The sequence below is a fragment of the Cellulomonas biazotea genome (assembly GCF_004306155.1).
Lineage (GTDB): Bacteria > Actinomycetota > Actinomycetes > Actinomycetales > Cellulomonadaceae > Cellulomonas > Cellulomonas biazotea.
On sequence record NZ_BIMR01000225.1, the window covers coordinates 1 to 16,407 of the forward strand.

A 16,407-nucleotide genomic window follows, 5' to 3' on the forward strand; every position below is an offset into this window, starting at 1 on the left:
GCCGTCGACTCGCGCACCAGCAGCTCGGGCGTGACGGTCACGCGGTGCACCGGGCGGCCCGGGTCCCGCAGCCGGGCGACGAGCAGCTCGACCGCGGCCCGGCCGACCGCGCGCCGCGGGGGCCGGACGGCCGTGAGCGCCGGTGACGCGAGGCCCGCGACCTCGTCGTCGTACGCGACGACCGACAGGTCGCCCGGCACGCGCAGGCCGCGCTCCTGGCAGCGCTCGACCAGCGAGATCGCCTCCGGGTCGGAGTGGACCAGCACCGCGGTCGTCCCGGTCGCCTGGCACGCGTCGAGGAACGCGTCGGCCGACTCCCGCCAGCGCGGGTCGCGGTAGGGGACCGCCGCCACGTCCGGCGTGCCGTCGAGCGGCAGCCCGAGGTCCGCGCACGCCGCCCGCCAGCCGCGGCGCACGTGCGGCGTCGTCGGGCTCGTCGGGCTGGCGAGCAGCCCCACCCGGGCGTGCCCGAGCGCGGCCAGGTGGTGGACGGCGGTCCCCGCGCCCAGGGCGTGGTCGGACACGACGGACTCGCGCGGCGTGCCGGTCGTGGCGGTGCGCTCGACGAGCACGACGGGGAGGTCGAGGGTCGCGAGGCGTGCGAGCAGCGCGTCGCCGCCGGGCGGGCGCAGGTCCGGGGCCAGCAGCAGGCCGTCGACCGCGCCGTGCTCCACGAGCCACGTGAGCTGGCGGTCGTCGTCGGCGGCGTCGTACGACGAGCCGCGCAGCACGACGCGGGCGCCGACGTCGTCGGCCGCCTCGCGGACGCCGTGCAGGACGCCCGGCCAGTAGTAGTCGAGCGACGGGACGACGATGCCGAGCCGCAGCCCGGTGCTCGGCGGGGTCGTGCGCGGACCCGTGTCCCCGGCCGGGCCGGGGAGCGCGTCGGCCGGGTCGGCGAGCGCCGCCCCGCCGTGCACGCGCCGCACGACGCCCTCGTCCGCGAGGAGCGCGACGTCGCGACGAGCCGTCACGGGCGTGACGTCGAGCCGGGCCGCCAGGTCGGTGACGCGCACCGTGCCCTCGCGGCGCAGGATCTCGACGATCCGGTCCCGCCGGGCGTCCGCGAGCGGCTGCGTCATGCGAGGACCTCCACGGTCAGGGTCAGGCGTCCGTGGCCGTCGTGGTCGTCGACGGTCAGGTCGAGGCGGGTGAGGCGGTCTCCCCAGACCTGGGTCAGCATCGGGTCGTCGAGGTCGCGGACCGTCAGCGCGCCCGTCGCGCAGGTCGCGTCCCAGGTCAGCAGGGTCCTGGGGGCGCCGTCGAGGGGCTGCACGAGCACGCGGCCGGGGCCGTCCGGCGTCACCGTCCCGGCGAGGACGTAGTGCACGACGGTCGGTGCCGTTGATGCCGTCGGGGTGTCGGCGGGCAGCGTCCAGTGGTCGTCGACCGTCACGCGCACGCTCGTCCGGTCCAGGCGGGCCGTCCGGGTCCACCGCTCGACGACGCCGTCGGGGTACGCACCCGCGAGGTCGAGGCGGACGGTCGTGCCCTCGGCGTCGACCGCGTGCCCGACGTCGCGTGCGGCGAACCGGCGGCCGGGCGGCTGCTCGTGGCCGCGGACGGTCGGCACGGAGTGCCACGCGCTGCGCATCGTCCAGATGTCGTACCGGTCGGGGCCGAACGTCTGCGCGGTGTAGGTCGGGCGACCGGGGTCGACGACGACCGGCACGCCGTCCGCCGCGACGACGACCGCGCCGACGTCGCAGTGGTTGTGGTGCTCGTCGTTGTGCCCGCCCTTGACGGCGAGCGTCAGGCCGCGGGGCGTCCCGGCCGCCGGGCGGGCGACCGCGACCTGCGTGCTGGGCAGCCACACGTCGGCGACCAGCGGGGGACCCGGGCGGTGCTCGGGCCAGTCGTGCGCGAGCGCGCCGACCAGGCGGCCGAGCTGCCCCATCTCGTCGACCACCAGCGCGTCGGGCCGGGACGCCTCCGCGTGCCGGGCGGCGTCGGGGGCCCCGGTGCGTCGCGCCCAGTCGTGCAGCACGTGCCACGGGGCTGCGACGGGGGCGGTCGCGCTGCCGTCGGCCACCGCGAGGTACCGGTCCGGGCCGAGCTGCATGCGGTGCGGGTAGTCGACGAGCGCCCGCACGATCGGTAGCGCGGACGCGTCGAGCGTCCCGCCGGTCGCGTGGTCGAGCAGCGTGAGGGCCTCGAGCGCGCGGCACGCGCCGGCCCACCAGTAGCCGTGGCCCTCGTCGATCGCACCGTCGGCGGGCAGGGACGCGAGGTAGTCGTCGACGCCCCCGGCGACCAGCGCGACGACCTGCGCACGCTCGGCGGCGTCGTCCGGGCCGTCGAGCAGCGCCAGTGCGGCGGCGAGGACGTTCGCGTGGATCCACGCCGTCCAGTTGCTCAGCGGCGGCCGCAGCCACGACCAGTCGCGACGCTGCCGGAACGGGTCGAGCACGCGGGCCCGCACCTCGCGCCGGACGCGGCGGCGCAGCCCCGGGGCGCGCGCGTCGAGCAGGGCGCCGAGGACGTGGTCGGTCCAGGCGAGCAGACCGGCGACCTCGCCCGCGCCGAGGTCGAGGACCGGGTCGTCGACGTCCGGCACGACGTCGCCCGTGCGGCGGTGCACGTCGTCGTGCGCGGGCCAGCACCACGAGCTCTGCTCGCACAGCAGCGTCACGCCGTCGACGACCTCGTCGAGCCACGGGTCGTCGGTGGTCGCGGCGGCGAGCAGGACCGCGCGGGCGAGCCGCCGCTGGCGCGCGAAGACGACGGCCTCGTGGGCGGCGCGGTCGCCGTCGCGCCACACGCGGGCGTAGCCGGAGGCGAGCGGCTGCGGCCAGGGGGTGCCGCGCTCGGCGTCGGCGGTCGCGCGCAGGTCGGCGGGGAGGCGGTCGGCGATCACCGTCCAGCGGGGCCGGTCGGTGGCAGGCGGGATGGGCAGGGTGGTGCCTGCCGTGAGGAGAGGCGCGACGACGTCGGGCGTCGTGGCGCCGGCCCACAGGTCGTGCAGCGACGTCATCCGTGCTCCTCGTCGATCGTCGATGATCGAACCTGATCGTATCGCTCGTTTGGCTTGACAGGAACGAACACAGCGGATGTGATCGATCGCAGCCACACGGCCGGTCGACGACGACCGTGCGCCGGGGCCGACCCGGAAGGAACCGCGTGGTGCACCTGACCGACCCGAGCGACCAGGACGGCACGAGCGTCCCGGCCGTGGCCACCGCGGCGGACGGCGGCGAGCCCCGACGCCCGCACGCGCTGCTCGTCATGGACCCCGGTACGTTCGCGCTCCTGTTCCCCGGCCCGCAGCAGGCGCGCCTCCAGCGGCTCGCCCGCGTCGGCAGCCCGCTGTGCGTGCAGGACCTCGCGACCCCCGAGGCACGGGAGCGGCTCGCCGACGTCGAGGTCCTCGTCACGTCGTGGGGCGCGCCCGCCCTCACCGCCGAGGTGCTCGACGCCGCACCGCACCTGCGTGCCGTCCTGCACGCCGCCGGGTCCGTCCGCGGGCTCGTCACCGACGCCGTGTGGGACCGCGGGCTGCTCGTCACGTCCGCCGCCGAGGAGAACGCCCGCCCCGTCGCCGAGTTCACGCTCGCCGCGATCGTCCTCGCGGGCAAGCGCGCCCCCTGGTTCGCCGCGACCGCCCGCACCCGCCGCGACGGCTGGTCGTTCGGGCAGCAGGTCGGCCACCGCGAGCTCACCAACCGCGGCCGCACCATCGGGGTCGTCGGGTTCTCCCGCATCGGGCGGCGCGTCGTCGAGCTGCTCCGGGTCCTGGAGAACGACGCCGTCCTCGTCGTCGACCCCGTCGCCGACCCCGCCGAGGTCGCCGCCGCCGGTGCCGAGCTCGTCGACCTGCCCGAGCTGCTGCGCCGCAGCGACGTCGTCTCCCTGCACGCCCCGTCGCTGCCCGCGACGTACCGGATGATCGGCGCCGCCGAGCTCGCGCTCCTGCGCGACGGCGCGACCCTCGTCAACACCGCGCGCGGGGCGCTCGTCGACACCGCGGCCCTCGAGGCCGAGTGCGCGAGCGGCCGGATCGACGCCGTCCTCGACGTCACCGACCCCGAGCCCCTGCCGCCCGGGTCCGTCCTGCACGACCTGCCGAACGTCATGCTCACCCCGCACGTCGCGGGCTCGCTCGGGTCGGAGACCCGGCGCATGAGCGACGCGGCCCTCGACGAGCTCGAGCGGTACGCGCTCGGCCTCGCCCCGCTCGCCCCCGTCACCCGCGCGCACCTGGAGGTCATCGCGTGACCGGCACCACCACCCGCCCCGGCACCGACGGCACGCTCGGGGCCGCCGCTCGGCCCGCCGTCGGACGGGCCGCCCGCCGCGTCGCCGACCGCGCGGCCGACCGTGCCGCCGACCCGGCGCCGTCCGTCGTCCGGACCCGGCAGGACTGGGCCGACCTCGCCGACGCCATGCTCACCGCGGTCCGCCCCTACGCCTCGCCGACCGGCGCGCTCGTCACGCTGCCCGGCGCACCGGGCGGGTACGGCACCGCCGTCGACGGCCTCGAAGGGTTCGCCCGGACGTTCCTGCTCGCCGGGTTCCGGCTCGCCGGCGAGGACGGCCGCGACCCCCTCGGCCTCGCGGAGCGGTACGCCGCCGGGCTCGCCGCCGGCACCGACCCGTCGTCGCCCGAACGGTGGGTGCGCCCCGAGGAGCACGGGCAGGCGAAGGTCGAGGCCGCGTCGCTCGCGCTCATCCTCGACCTCACGCGCCCCTGGATCTGGGACCGGCTCGACGACGCCGTCCAGCAGCGGGTCGTCGAGTACCTCGCGCCCGTCGTCGGCGACCCCGGCTACCCGCGCACCAACTGGCTGTGGTTCCGCGTCGTCGTCGAGACGTTCCTGCGGTCCGTCGGCGGCCCGTGGTCCCGCGACGACGTCGAGCAGGACCTCGCGCTGCACGACTCCTTCTACCGCGGCGACGGCTGGTACTCCGACGGCGCGGGCCGCGCGTACGACCACTACGTCGGCTGGGCGATGCACCTCTACCCGGTGCTCTGGTCGCGCATGCAGGGCGCCGCCGACCTCGCGGCCGACCGGCGGGAGGGCGACGTCGCACGCCTCGACCGGTTCCTGCTCGACGCGGTCCGGCTCGTCGGCGCCGACGGCGGACCCCTCGTGCAGGGCCGCAGCCTCACCTACCGGTTCGCCGCCGCGGCACCGTTCTGGGCCGGCGCCCTCGCGGGCGTGCCGAGCACCTCGCCCGGGCGGCTGCGTCGCGCGGCGTCGTCGGTCGTCGGGCACTTCGTCGAGCACGGCGCCCCCGACGACGACGGGCTCCTCACCCTCGGCTGGCACGGCCCGTGGCGGCCGATCGCGCAGCGCTACTCCGGCACCGGGTCCCCGTACTGGGCGTCCAAGGGGATGCTCGGCCTCGCGCTGCCCGCCGACCACCCCGTGTGGACCGCGCCCGAGGAGCCGCTGCCCGTCGAGCAGGGCGACGACCTCGTCGCCGTCGCCGCACCCGGCTGGATCGTCTCCGGGACACGCGCCGACGGCGTCGTCCGGGTCGTCAACCACGGCACCGACCACGCCGACGAGGGCGCGGACACCGGCGACTCGCCGCTGTACGCGCGGTTCGGCTACTCGACCGCGACCGCGCCGCTGCTCGACGACGCCGCGTGGCGCTCGCCCGTCGACCAGGCCGTCGTGCTGCTCGACGCCGACGGACGGGCCACGCACCGGACGGGGATGACGCTGCTCGGTGTCGGTGTCGGTGTCGGTGTCGGTGTCGGTGGGGGCGCCGGCACGGGCGACGGCGCTGGGGGTGGCGGGGAGCAGGGCGCGTCGCGCACGGACGGCGACGGCGGGCCCGCCCGGGTCGGCACCGCCGCGTCGCGCGCCGCGGTGCACTGGCTCGACGCCGAGCCGTCGGCCGAGGCGCACGGCTCCGGCCTGGGCGGCACGAGCGTGCCCGCGGGGTCGGTGCGGACGGTCTCGTTGGTGCGCGGCGCGTGGGAGGTCCGGGCGGTCCAGGTCGAGAGCCTGTCCGGCGAGCGGCCCGTCACGGCCGTCCGCTGCGGCGGGTGGGCGCTGACGGGCGACGCGACGACGTCGGACGACGGAGCGCGCTCGGTCGTCGTCCGCGCGGGTGGCGCGACGAGCACCCTGACGGAGCTCGTCGCGGTCAGCCCGCTCGGCCCGGTCGCCGCGGGACGTCCGGGCGGCCCTGACGACGAGGGTGCGCGCAGCGGCGTGCACGCCGCGACCGACGCGAGCCCGCTCGGAGCCGTCGCGTGCGTCCCGTGGCTGACCGCCCCGGTCGAGCCGGGCGTCTGGTGGGTCGTCGCGGTGGGCCTGCACGGCAGCCCGACCGGACCGCAGCCCGGGGCCGACCGTGACGCCAGTCCGCCGCACGCCGTGCTGGACGGCGACCGGCTGACGGTCACCTGGCCGGACGGTGCGACCACCACCCACGACCTGTGAGCGGCCAGACGCGCCGGACGGGAGGACCGCGATGACCCGGGTGCTGGTGCTCGTGGGACGGGACCGGTACGGCGACCCGTGGCACGACCACGCGGCGACGTCGGACGCGGTCGCGACCCTGCTGCGGGCCGACGGCCACGACGTGACGCTGCGCAGCACGTTCCCCGACGCGCTCGACGACGTCGGCCCGGCGGACGTCGACCTGCTGGTCGTCAACAGCGGCCGCGGTCCGCTCGACGGCGACGCAGGGGCGTGGCGTAGCTTCCACGACCGGCGGGCGGCGCTCGTCGACGGGGGCGTGCCGGTCCTCGGCGTGCACCAGGCGGCGAACACGTTCGGCGACGACCCGCGCTGGGCGACCGCGCTGGGCGGGTGCTGGGTCGAGGGGGCGTCGTGGCACCCGCCACTGGGCGACGCGACGTTCCGGGTCGTCGACGACGGCCACCCGGTGACGTCCGGGCTCTCGACGGTCACGGCGACGGACGAGCGGTACGCCGACCTGGTCGTGGCGGGCGGGTCGCGGGTGCTCGTCGTCGCGGACGTCGAGCATGCCGACGGGACCTCCGTCGCACACCCGGTGGTCTGGGTCGCACCGGGGCCGGGCCGGGTCCTGTACGACGCGCTCGGGCACGACGTCCGCTCGTACGCCTCGCCGTCCCGGCAGGACCTGCTGCGTCGAGGGGTGGCGTGGCTGCTCGGGACGTGATGACCTGTCCGGCATGACCCGTGGGCTGCGCCTCATGACCTACAACGTCAAGGGCCTGAAGGTCGACCGCGACGCGGTCGCCACCGTGGTGCGGGAGGCACAGCCGGACGTCCTCGGCGTGCAGGAGCCGCCGCGGGGCCTGCTCGGCCGGTGGCGGCTGCGCCGGCTCGCGCACGTGACCGGCCTGAGGGTCGCGGTCGGCGGGCGCGGGTCCCGGACGACGGCCCTGCTCGTCGCCCCGGGCCGCCGGGTCACCGGTGCGCACGCGGTGCGTCTGCCGTGGCGCCCGGGCACGACCCGGCGGGGGGCGTCGATGGCCCGCGTGGACGGGGTCGCCGTGCTGTGCGTGCACCTGTCGCTCGTGCGTGACGAGCGCGCCGCGCACCTGGAGATGCTGCTGCGGCACCTCGCGGCGGCGCCGCCCCCGCACGTCCTGCTCGGCGACCTCAACGAGCGGCCCGGCGGCGCGACGTGGGACCGGATCCTCCAGGACCTCACCGACGCCGACCCCGACGGCCCGCCCACGTACCCGGCGGTCGACGCGAAGCACCGCATCGACGCGGTCATGCTCGGCCCCGGCCTGCGGGCGCGGTCCGCGACGGTCCGTGCCGACGAGACCGTCGAGCGGGCGAGCGACCACCGTCCGCTGGTCGTCGAGGTCGAAGCCGCCCGGCCCTGACGCCGAGGGCCCGGGTGCGCGTCGGCGGACCGAGTCCGCGTGACGCCCCCGCGACCGTCCGCCGTGTCGGCGCGTCCTGCCTGCTCCCGCGACAATCGGTGCATGAGCGTCGCCGTCCCCCGCACCGACCTGCCCCTGCTCGACGCCCTGCGCGCCGACCTCACCGCCGCCGACTTCACGGTCGCGGCGGTCGAGCGGCTGCTCGGGCCGGTGGCCGCGGCGGCGCTGCACCGCGAGGAGCCCGTGCCGGCGCTGCGGGCCACGGCAGCGTCCAGCGACCCGGTGGCGACGCTCGTGCGCGTCCTGCTGCTCGGGCGCCGCGCCCCGCGTCGCGTGCTCGACGCCGCCCTGCCGACGCTGGGCACGGACGGCGCGGCGGCGCTCGGCCTGGTCGAGGCCGCGGGGTCGTCGCCCGACGACGAGGTGCGCCCCCTGGTCGACCTGCGCCCGTACACCGCGGTCGACGGCGGCGGCGAGGTCGACTGGTGGATCGCTTCCGACCTCGGCGAGCTCGCGACGGGGACCGCGCTGCGCACCGACCACGTGCTCGGCGTGGGCGGCGCGTCGACGACGCTCGCGCAGGTCACGGTCCGGTCGCCGCGCCGCCGCGTGCTCGACCTCGGCACCGGCTGCGGCATCCAGGCGCTGCACGCGACCCGGCACGCGGACGCGGTCGTCGGGACCGACATCTCGGCGCGTGCGCTCGCGTTCGCCCGGCTCAACGCGGCTCTGGCGGGCGTTGGCGACCAGGTCACGCTGCGGTCCGGGTCGATGCTGGAGCCCGTCGCGGGGGAGCGGTTCGACCTCGTGGTGAGCAACCCGCCGTTCGTCATCACACCGCGCGACGCCGACGTCCCCGCGTACGAGTACCGCGACGGCGGCCGGGCGGGCGACGCGATCGTGCGCGAGCTCGTCGAGGGCGTCGGGTCCGTGCTCGAGCCGGGCGGCGTCGCGCAGCTGCTCGGCAACTGGGAGGTGCGGCGCGGCGAGTCGTGGGACGAGCGCATCGGGTCGTGGGTCGACGCGTCCGGCCTCGACGCGTGGGTCGTGCAGCGCGAGCTCCAGGACCCCGCCGAGTACGCCGAGACGTGGATCCGTGACGGCGGCACGACCCCCGACCGGGACCGCGATGCGTGGGCGCGGCGGTACGGCGCGTGGCTGGACGACTTCGCGAGCCGGGACGTCGAGGCGGTCGGCTTCGGGATCGTCACGCTGCGCCGCCCGCTCGACGACGCGGGCCCGCGGCTGCGTCGCCTGGAGGAGGTCACGGGCAGCGTCGCCCAGCCGCTCGGTCCGGTGATCGACGCGGCCCTCGCCGCGCACGACCGGCTCGCCGGCTGGTCCGACGAGGAGCTCGCGGCGCAGCGGCTCGTCGTCGCCCCGGACGTCACCGAGGAGCGCTACCTCACGCCCGGCGACGTCGACCCGCAGGTCGTGCTGCTGCGGCAGGGCGGCGGGTTCGGCCGCACGGTGCAGGTGGGGACGGCGCTCGCAGGCTTCGTCGGCGCGTGCGACGGCGACCTCACGGCGGGCCAGATCATCGGCGCCCTGGGCGCGCTCCTGGAGGTCGAGGCCGACGCGGTCGCGGCCGACGTCCTCCCGTCGGCCCGCGGCCTCCTGACCGACGGCCTCCTGACGACGTCGTGACGGCGACGGGGCCGGTCGCCAGGTGGCGGCCGGCCCCGTCGGGCATCAGGACGTCAGCGGAGCTCGACGTCGTCGATCACGTGCGTGCCCCCGTTGAAGTACAGGTTCACGCGCTTGACGTCGGCGAGCTGCGCGCCGCACTCGGCGCTCAGGGTGGCCAGGTCCACGACGAGCGGGGTGTCGCCCGTGCGCGGCTCCTGGACCCAGCCGACCTGGGCGGTCTCGCACCACTGCCACGACGACCCGACCTGCAGGGCCGCCTTGGTGTCGAATCCGGTCGTGGACACGACGTCGAACGCGAGCTGCGTCCGGCCGGTCCAGTCGGCGACCGACGGCGTGAAGGAGAACCACCCGCCGTCGCCCGCGACCGCCTCGATGGTGAGCGTGCCGTTCGACGCGGTCGCGGAGCCGGGTCCGTTGTCGAGCGGGCCCCAGCCCTGCGCGCCGTCCGCGAAGTCGGACAGCACGACGGGCTCGAGCGGCGACGGGAGGGCGTCGAACCGGTAGAGGTACCGGGCGAGCTCCTGGCGCTGCACGGGCTTGAGCACGCCGTACGTGTACGGCGACTGCGGCTCGACGACGCCGACCTCCGTGGCCCACGTGATCGCGGTCCGGAACGGGTGCCACGTCGGCACGTCCCGGAACGCCTCGGTGCCCTCGGGCTCGGGCGAGCCGGCGAGCCGCCACAGGAGCTCGGCGGCGGACGACCGGTCGAGCGGCGCGTTCGGCAGGAACAGCACGCCGTCGTCGACGAGCCCCTCGGCGACGAGCCACTCGATCGCCGTGTAGGCCGCGCTCGTCTTGCGGACGTCGAGGAACGACGGCTTGACCGGCGGGGTGAACGACGCGTCCTCGTAGTCGTACAGGAGCTGCGCGACGTCCTGCCGCTTGACGTGCTTCGTCGGCTTGAACGTGCCGTCCGGGTAGCCGTCGGCGAGGCCCTGGGCGTGCAGCCACAGGATCTCGGTCTCGTAGGGGTGGCCCTTGGGGACGTCGGAGAAGACGGGCGGCGGCTCGACGCCGGGCCGTGCGGCGATGTCGTCGACGACGATCGAGCCGGAGGCCGCGCCGCCCTCGACGCTGTTGACGTAGATGTTGAACGACGTCAGCGCCCGCAGGTCGTCGTCGGAGATGCGGCGGTCGGCGTGGGACGTGTCCCACGGTGCCGGGCGCCAGTCGACGAACGGGACGGTCACGAGCTGCGGCTCGTCGCCCGCGAGCGACGGGTACGCCTCGTAGGCGACGCCGCCGGCGTTGAGCTGGAGCACCATCTTGTTGTCCGAGCCGTCGGGGTCGACCCAGATCGCGAGCTCGTTGAAGTCGGACCAGTCGCCGCTGAGCTGCTTGCCGAGGCCCGTGTACGTCTGGGTCGCGAAGTCGTAGTCGAGCCGCAGGGCCTTGTCGCCGCCGCCGACCGAGCCGGTCTCCAGGGAGATCGTGTTCGCGCCGTACGTGACGTACTCGGCGCGCAGCGCGGTGTCGTCGCCGTAGCCCTCGAAGTCGTCGACGACGCCCGCGGCGAACACGGGCTTGGGGCCGAGGACGACCTCGTTGGTGTCGACGAGCGTGCCGTCGGCCGTCGTCGCGGTCGCGGTGACGGTGTAGGTGCTGTTGTCGAGCTGGGCCGCGGTGGGCGACCAGGGGGCCGTCCACCACAGGGAGCCGTCGTACGCGAGGTCGAGCGACTCGACGACGGTCGAGCCCTTGGCGACCTCGACGCTCACCGCGGTGGCCTCGGTGCTGCCGACGCGGACGCGGACGGTCGACGGGGACGACGCGACGCGCGCGCCGTCGGCCGGGGACGCGATGTGCACGACGGGCTGCGCGGGCGCGGCGGTGACGGTGCGGTCGAACGCGCCGGTGACCTCGGACGCGAACAGCGTGAACGGGTCCGCGGCGAACGCCTGGAAGTCCTCCAGGAGCGCGTCGCCGGGCACGGGCACGAAGTGCTGGCCGGCGTCGAAGTTGGCCCACGTCTCCATGTACGCGTTGCGGCTGGCGACGGGGTCGGCCTTGATCGCGGCGAGGACCTTGGTGAACCACTGCGCGGGCGACGAGCCGTTGGTGCCGACGCCGCCGGACACCCCGAACTCGGTGAACGCGGAGATCTTGCCCTTCTCGTCGGCGATCTCGGCGATCATCCGCAGGTCGGCGACGAGCCCGGTGAGGAACGCGTCGGACGCGGTGTTGTCGTAGGTGTCGAGGCCGAGGACGTCGACGAACTCGTCGCCGGGGTAGGTCCGCAGGTAGACGTCGCGGTTGCCGCCGAAGCCGCCGCCGGGACCCCACGCGTAGAGGAAGTTGCTGACGCCCTTGACGTCGCGCAGGTACTCGACGGTGAACCGGTAGAGCTCCTGGTACTCGCCGGGCGACCCGAACGCGGCGCCCCACCAGAACCAGGACCCGGCGTTCTCGTGCCACGGTCGGAAGATGATCGGGATGAGGTTGCCCTCGGCGTCGCGCGACTGGTCGGCGAGCTCGGCGATGTCGTCGAGGTAGGCGACGAGGTCGGCGTGGTGCGAGCCGCCGGGGAGGACGGCCCGCAGGGTGTCGCCCGAGGTGTCGTAGAACGAGCCGCCGGTGACGAAGTTCTCGACGTGCGCGCTGACGGTGTTGATGCCGCCGATCGCGTCGGCCTTCGCGATGTAGTCGGCGAACAGCGCGATGTTCTGGTCGCGCGTGTTCTCCGCGAGGCCGGGGCGCTCGTTGCCCTCGATGATGAGTGTGTCCCAGCCGAAGACGGCGGGGAAGTCGCCGGTGACGTTCTTGACGTCGGACGTCGTGCCGTCGGTGGGGCCGGTCGTGAGGCCGAAGGACGTCGTGTGCTGGTGGCCGAAGAGGATGCCGTCGCCGCGCACGTCGTCGAGGTAGGAGAACAGGGACCGGGTCTCGGCGGTGGCGTCGGGGTCGACGACGTGCACGGTCTCGTCGGCGGGTGCCGCGGGCACGTGGGCTGCTGACTGGGCGGGGAGCGCGCCGAGCGCGGCCACGGCGAGCGCGGTGGCGGTCGCGGCGAGCGCTCGGGCCGCCGACCGTCCGCGCGCGCTGCGCGGAAGGCTGCGGTTCGTCATTGAACCTCCTGGGTCGGTCCGACCTCGGTCCGGCAGGATCCGGGCAGACACGGGCAGAGTTCGTCAAGTTACCAAACTAAGTTTCGGTGCCGATAGGGGGCGAGACCACGACGATCCGCCCCAAACGTTTCGGACCCGCCGTGTCGCGCGGCGTCAGGAAGCGGCGTCGAGCGCCGCCCGCGCCTCGGCCTCCGCCGCGACGAGCGCGGGGGCGTCGGCCTCCCCCTCGGCGAGCGCTGCCAGGAAGCGCAGGTACGCCACCCCGCACGCGTGCAGGCTGCGCGCGAGCTCGAGGCGCGGCGCCGTCAACGACGCCACCGTGGGCCCTGACAGGACCACGTCGCCGCCGTCCGGCGTGAGTCGCAGGTCCGGAGCCGACCCGTCGAAGAACCGGTAGACGAACTCCTCGCCCCGCACCAGCGACGGCACGGCGCGCAGGCACAGCCCCAGGACCAGGTAGCGCAGGGTGTCCTCCACGTGCGTCGTGACCCCGCCGGACGACACCACGACCGCACCCGGCTCGAACCCGGCGTCGCCGGCGGCGAGCAGGTCCGCGAAGCGCGTCGGGTCGGCGAGGATCTCGGCCCCGTCGACGAACGTCAGCGCGTCGGCGTCCGGGTCGGTCTCGAACCCCATGAGGAAGCGCGCGTCCGTCATTCGACCCCCGTGATGAGCGAGCGGAACGCCTGCATGTGCGCCTCCAGGAAAGTGACCACGCCCGGCCCGGCGCGGGGGAAGAACGACACGACGCTGAAGTTCCCCCCGACCGAGTCGATCATGACCGTCGCCTCGATGCCGTTCGGCAGCGTCACCTCGAGCTCCCTGGCGAGGTTACCCACGGTGAGACGCCCCTCGCGGTCGAGGATGGCGAGGGCCTCGTCGAGGAAGCGCGCGACGTCGGCCTCGGACGTCCCCTGGGGCCACAGCGTGTTCAGCTCCTTGATGTTCGCCGCCCGGAACCGGAAGAACGCGTCGACGTGGCGCTCCAGGTAGTGCGCCATCCGGTGCATGGTGACGCGCACACCCGCGATGAAGTGCCGCCCGGCCGCGATCGACGCCGGCACCGGGGCGTTGGGCGCCGGACCCACGTGCGGGAACGGGAACCGTTGCAGCGCCGTCGCGAGCCGCTGGAACTCGGCCGGGTCGCCCGCCGCAAGGTTCAGCAGCCGCTGGACCCGTTCGGGCCGGACGCCCCGTGCGACCGCCAGGTCGACGAGGTCCGCGAGAGCCCCTGCGTTCCCCGCCCCGGCGAGGCGCAGCCACTCGCTGATCTGCGGTAGGTCGAGCGTCGGGTGCGCCCGCAGCCGGGCGAGCGCGGCGGTGTCGCCGCCCACGCGCTCCAGGAACACCGCGAACTCGTCGAGCGTCATCGCACCGCGTGCCGTCAGCAGGTCCATGAGCAGCCCGGGGTCGTTGCCGGTACGGGCGAGGAACGTCTCGAGGCGCAGGACGTCGTCGCCGATGTGCGCCATGAACGCCCGGAAGTCCGCGATCCCGCCCGCGCGGTCGATGACGAGCCGCAGCCGGTTCGCGTCGTTCCCGAGCGCCTGGACGTACCGCAGGAACGTCGCCGGGCCGCCGACCTCGGTGACGAGCGCCGCGAGCCGCGCAGCGTCGTCGCCGAGCTGGCCCGCGTACCGGGCGAGCGCCTGCGGCCCGCCGACGTCCTGGACGAGCTGCGCGAGCCGCGGCACGTCGTCGCCGAGCTGGCCCGCGAACCGGACGAGGTTCCGGGCACCGCCGACCCCCGTCGCCGCGGCGAGCAGGCCCCGGATGCCGCCGAAGGCGTCGGTGTACGCCGTGAACCGCGCACCGCCGCCCAGGTCGTCGACGAGCGTGAGCAGGCGGGCCGCGCTGCCGACGTCCTCGATGAGCTGCAGGATGCGGCCCGCGTCGCCCAGCTCGTCGAGCAGGCGGACGATCGTCTCGAAGCTGCGCACCGTCCGGATGAGGCGCATCGCGAGCGCGACGTCCTGCACCCGGTCGACGACCACGAGCACCCGGTCGATGCTGCCCAGCAGGCGCACCGCCGTGAGGGCCTCGTCGAAGCTGCCGAGCAGCTGCATGAGCTGGCGGAAGCGCCCCACCTGCGCGAGCGCCCCGAGCGCCCGCAGCTCCGCGATGCTCAGCGCGACCATCGCCACGTCGAACAGCGCGCGCCCGACCAGCCGGCCCCGCTCGCGCGGCGACAGGTCGGGCCGCGTGATCGCCAGGTACACGTGGTAGGCGGCCATCGACAGGCCGATGACGGCCCCGATCACGGCCAGCGCGACGAGCACCGCCGCCCACCCGAACGCCAGCACCGCGAGCCCGATGACCACCGCGACGACCGCGATGATGATCCAGCCCAGATCCGTCGTCACCAGGTTCCACAGACCGACGAACAGGTCGCCGATGGCCATGAAGAAGCCCTCGAACACCCCGAGCACGAACGAGCCGATGCTGCTCAGCGCGCTGCCCAGGCTGCTCAGCCACCCGCCGTCCGACTCCTCGACGCGGGCCTCGCGCGCACCGTCGTCGACCTCCTGCCGGAAGTCGTCGACCTGCTCGTCCTGCTCGCCGAGCACGCCCGTCACGTCGTCCGTCAGGGCGCTCGTCGTCTCCGAGACCTGGTCGTCCCACGTCGACGTCGCCTCCTCGACGGCCTCGCCCGTCGCCTCGTCGAGGTCGTCGCCCGGCGCGCACTCCTGCGTCGTGCCCTCGTCGACCGCGTGCGTCGTCTGCGTCGACGTCTCCGCCACGAGGTCGTCGGCGGTCGTCGTCAGGGTCGTCACGAGCTGCGCGAGCCCGCCGACGACCTGCGCGGCCAGCGCCGCGAGCTGCGACCCGAGCTCCGTGCCGACCTGCCCGAACGCGCCCTCGACCTCGACGACCGCCTGCTCGTGCTGCGCGTCGGCCTGCGTCGTCCGCTCCGCGGCCTCGGCGACCACCTGGTCGAGGACCTCGCCCTCGCCGAACCCCTCGAGCTGCCCGCCGAGCCACGTGAGCTCCGCACGGTTCTGCTCGAGCCCCGTCGCGAGCCGCGTGTCGACCGCCGCCGCCTGCTCCGACAGCACCGGCAGGACCGTGGCGGCCGTCGAGCGCAGGTCCGCGACCTTCGAGCGCCGGTCGGCGGCGAGCTGCGCGCGGCTCGTCGCCACGGCCTGCGTGATCTGCTGCACCGCGGCGTCCGCGGCCTCGTGCACCGCCCGCACCGCCTCGTCGCGGCTGCCCCGGATCGCGCCGTGCGCGTCGGGCGTCAGCCCCCGGAACTCCGCCGCGACGTCCTGCGCCTCCGACCCGACGTGCGTCGCGGCCTCCGCCGCCTTGCTCCGCGCCCCCGACGCCGCCTCCGTGCCGGACCGGCGGATCTTCGACTGCACCTGCGGCAGCTGCTCGCGGCCGACCTTCTCGACGAAGTCGCGGCTGCCCTCGTTGTCGCCGTACGTGCCGCGCGCCGTCGCGACGACCTCCGCCGCCCGCGTCGCCCGCTGCTCCGCCCCGTCGACGGCCCTGGCCGCCTCCGTCTCGCCCGCCGCGCGCGCCGTCTGGCCGCGCTCCGCCGCGACGCCGAGCACCTGCGTCCGGCGCTCGGTGACGATCCGGTCGACCCGCCCGGACTCGTCGACCGCGCCCTGCACGAGCCGCGCGACCGAGTCCCGCTCGTCCTGACGGATGCGGGCCGTGGTCTGCGTCGCCAGGTCCCGCAGGCGGGTGTCGGCCTGGTCGTACTCGCCCTCCAGCGCCGCGACCTGCTGCTCGACGAGCGCGCCCACGGCCAGCGCCTGAGCCGACGCCGCCGTCGCGACGCGCTGCCGGCGCGCGAGCGTCGCGGCCGTGAGCTGCTCGTCGATCGGGCCGAGGCGGGCCGCGACCGCGGCGTCGGCGACTGCCAGGGCGCCGGGGGCGCCGCCACCGCCCGTCGCC

The 16,407-nt window shown here is 75.7% G+C and carries 10 protein-coding genes; 5 read left to right on the forward strand and 5 right to left on the reverse strand.

Going from position 1 to position 16,407, the window contains the following annotated elements:
• Both CBZ_RS14110 and CBZ_RS14115 read right to left on the reverse strand, forming a co-directional pair.
• Positions 1-1,082, reverse strand: a 1,082-nt coding sequence (locus tag CBZ_RS14110; protein WP_130782155.1) for a substrate-binding domain-containing protein, incomplete at its 3' end; no start/stop codon positions are given.
• The gene (locus CBZ_RS14115) at positions 1,079-2,974 is read right to left on the reverse strand and encodes a heparinase II/III domain-containing protein (protein ID WP_130782156.1); all 1,896 of its coding nucleotides are present in this window, start codon (positions 2,972-2,974) and stop codon (positions 1,079-1,081) included. The genes CBZ_RS14110 and CBZ_RS14115, both read right to left, overlap by 4 nt.
• A 146-nt stretch (positions 2,975-3,120) precedes the next feature.
• Between CBZ_RS14115 and CBZ_RS14120 the strand changes: the two genes are divergently transcribed.
• The 5 genes from CBZ_RS14120 to CBZ_RS14140 all read left to right on the forward strand — a co-directional run bounded on the left by CBZ_RS14120 (position 3,121) and on the right by CBZ_RS14140 (position 9,430).
• Positions 3,121-4,215, forward strand: a complete 1,095-nt coding sequence (locus CBZ_RS14120) for a hydroxyacid dehydrogenase (RefSeq protein ID WP_246013400.1) — start codon at positions 3,121-3,123, stop codon at positions 4,213-4,215.
• Positions 4,212-6,398, forward strand: coding sequence for a DUF2264 domain-containing protein (locus tag CBZ_RS14125; RefSeq protein ID WP_281274887.1), 2,187 nt, complete (start codon positions 4,212-4,214; stop codon positions 6,396-6,398). Before CBZ_RS14120 ends, CBZ_RS14125 begins: the two co-directional genes overlap by 4 nt.
• Before the next feature lie 31 nt (positions 6,399-6,429).
• Complete coding sequence (locus CBZ_RS14130) at positions 6,430-7,104, forward strand: ThuA domain-containing protein (protein ID WP_130782157.1); 675 nt, start codon at positions 6,430-6,432, stop codon at positions 7,102-7,104.
• A 13-nt stretch (positions 7,105-7,117) separates the two neighbouring features.
• Entirely contained in the window at positions 7,118-7,783 is a 666-nt protein-coding gene (locus CBZ_RS14135; RefSeq protein WP_130782158.1) for an endonuclease/exonuclease/phosphatase family protein, read from the forward strand.
• 102 nt (positions 7,784-7,885) lie between these two features.
• Entirely contained in the window at positions 7,886-9,430 is a 1,545-nt protein-coding gene (locus tag CBZ_RS14140; protein ID WP_130782159.1) for a DUF7059 domain-containing protein, read from the forward strand.
• Between the two features lie 53 nt (positions 9,431-9,483).
• On the opposite strand, the gene CBZ_RS14145 is transcribed toward CBZ_RS14140, so the two are convergent.
• From CBZ_RS14145 to CBZ_RS20985, 3 genes are all read right to left on the reverse strand, one after another.
• Positions 9,484-12,501, reverse strand: coding sequence for a glycosyl hydrolase (locus CBZ_RS14145; RefSeq protein WP_130782160.1), 3,018 nt, complete (start codon positions 12,499-12,501; stop codon positions 9,484-9,486).
• A 153-nt stretch (positions 12,502-12,654) separates the two neighbouring features.
• The gene (locus CBZ_RS14150; protein ID WP_130782161.1) at positions 12,655-13,158 is read right to left on the reverse strand and encodes a hypothetical protein; all 504 of its coding nucleotides are present in this window, start codon (positions 13,156-13,158) and stop codon (positions 12,655-12,657) included.
• A partial coding sequence (locus CBZ_RS20985; protein WP_165446784.1) for a DUF4112 domain-containing protein occupies positions 13,155-16,407 on the reverse strand: 3,253 nt, incomplete at its 5' end. The genes CBZ_RS14150 and CBZ_RS20985, both read right to left, overlap by 4 nt.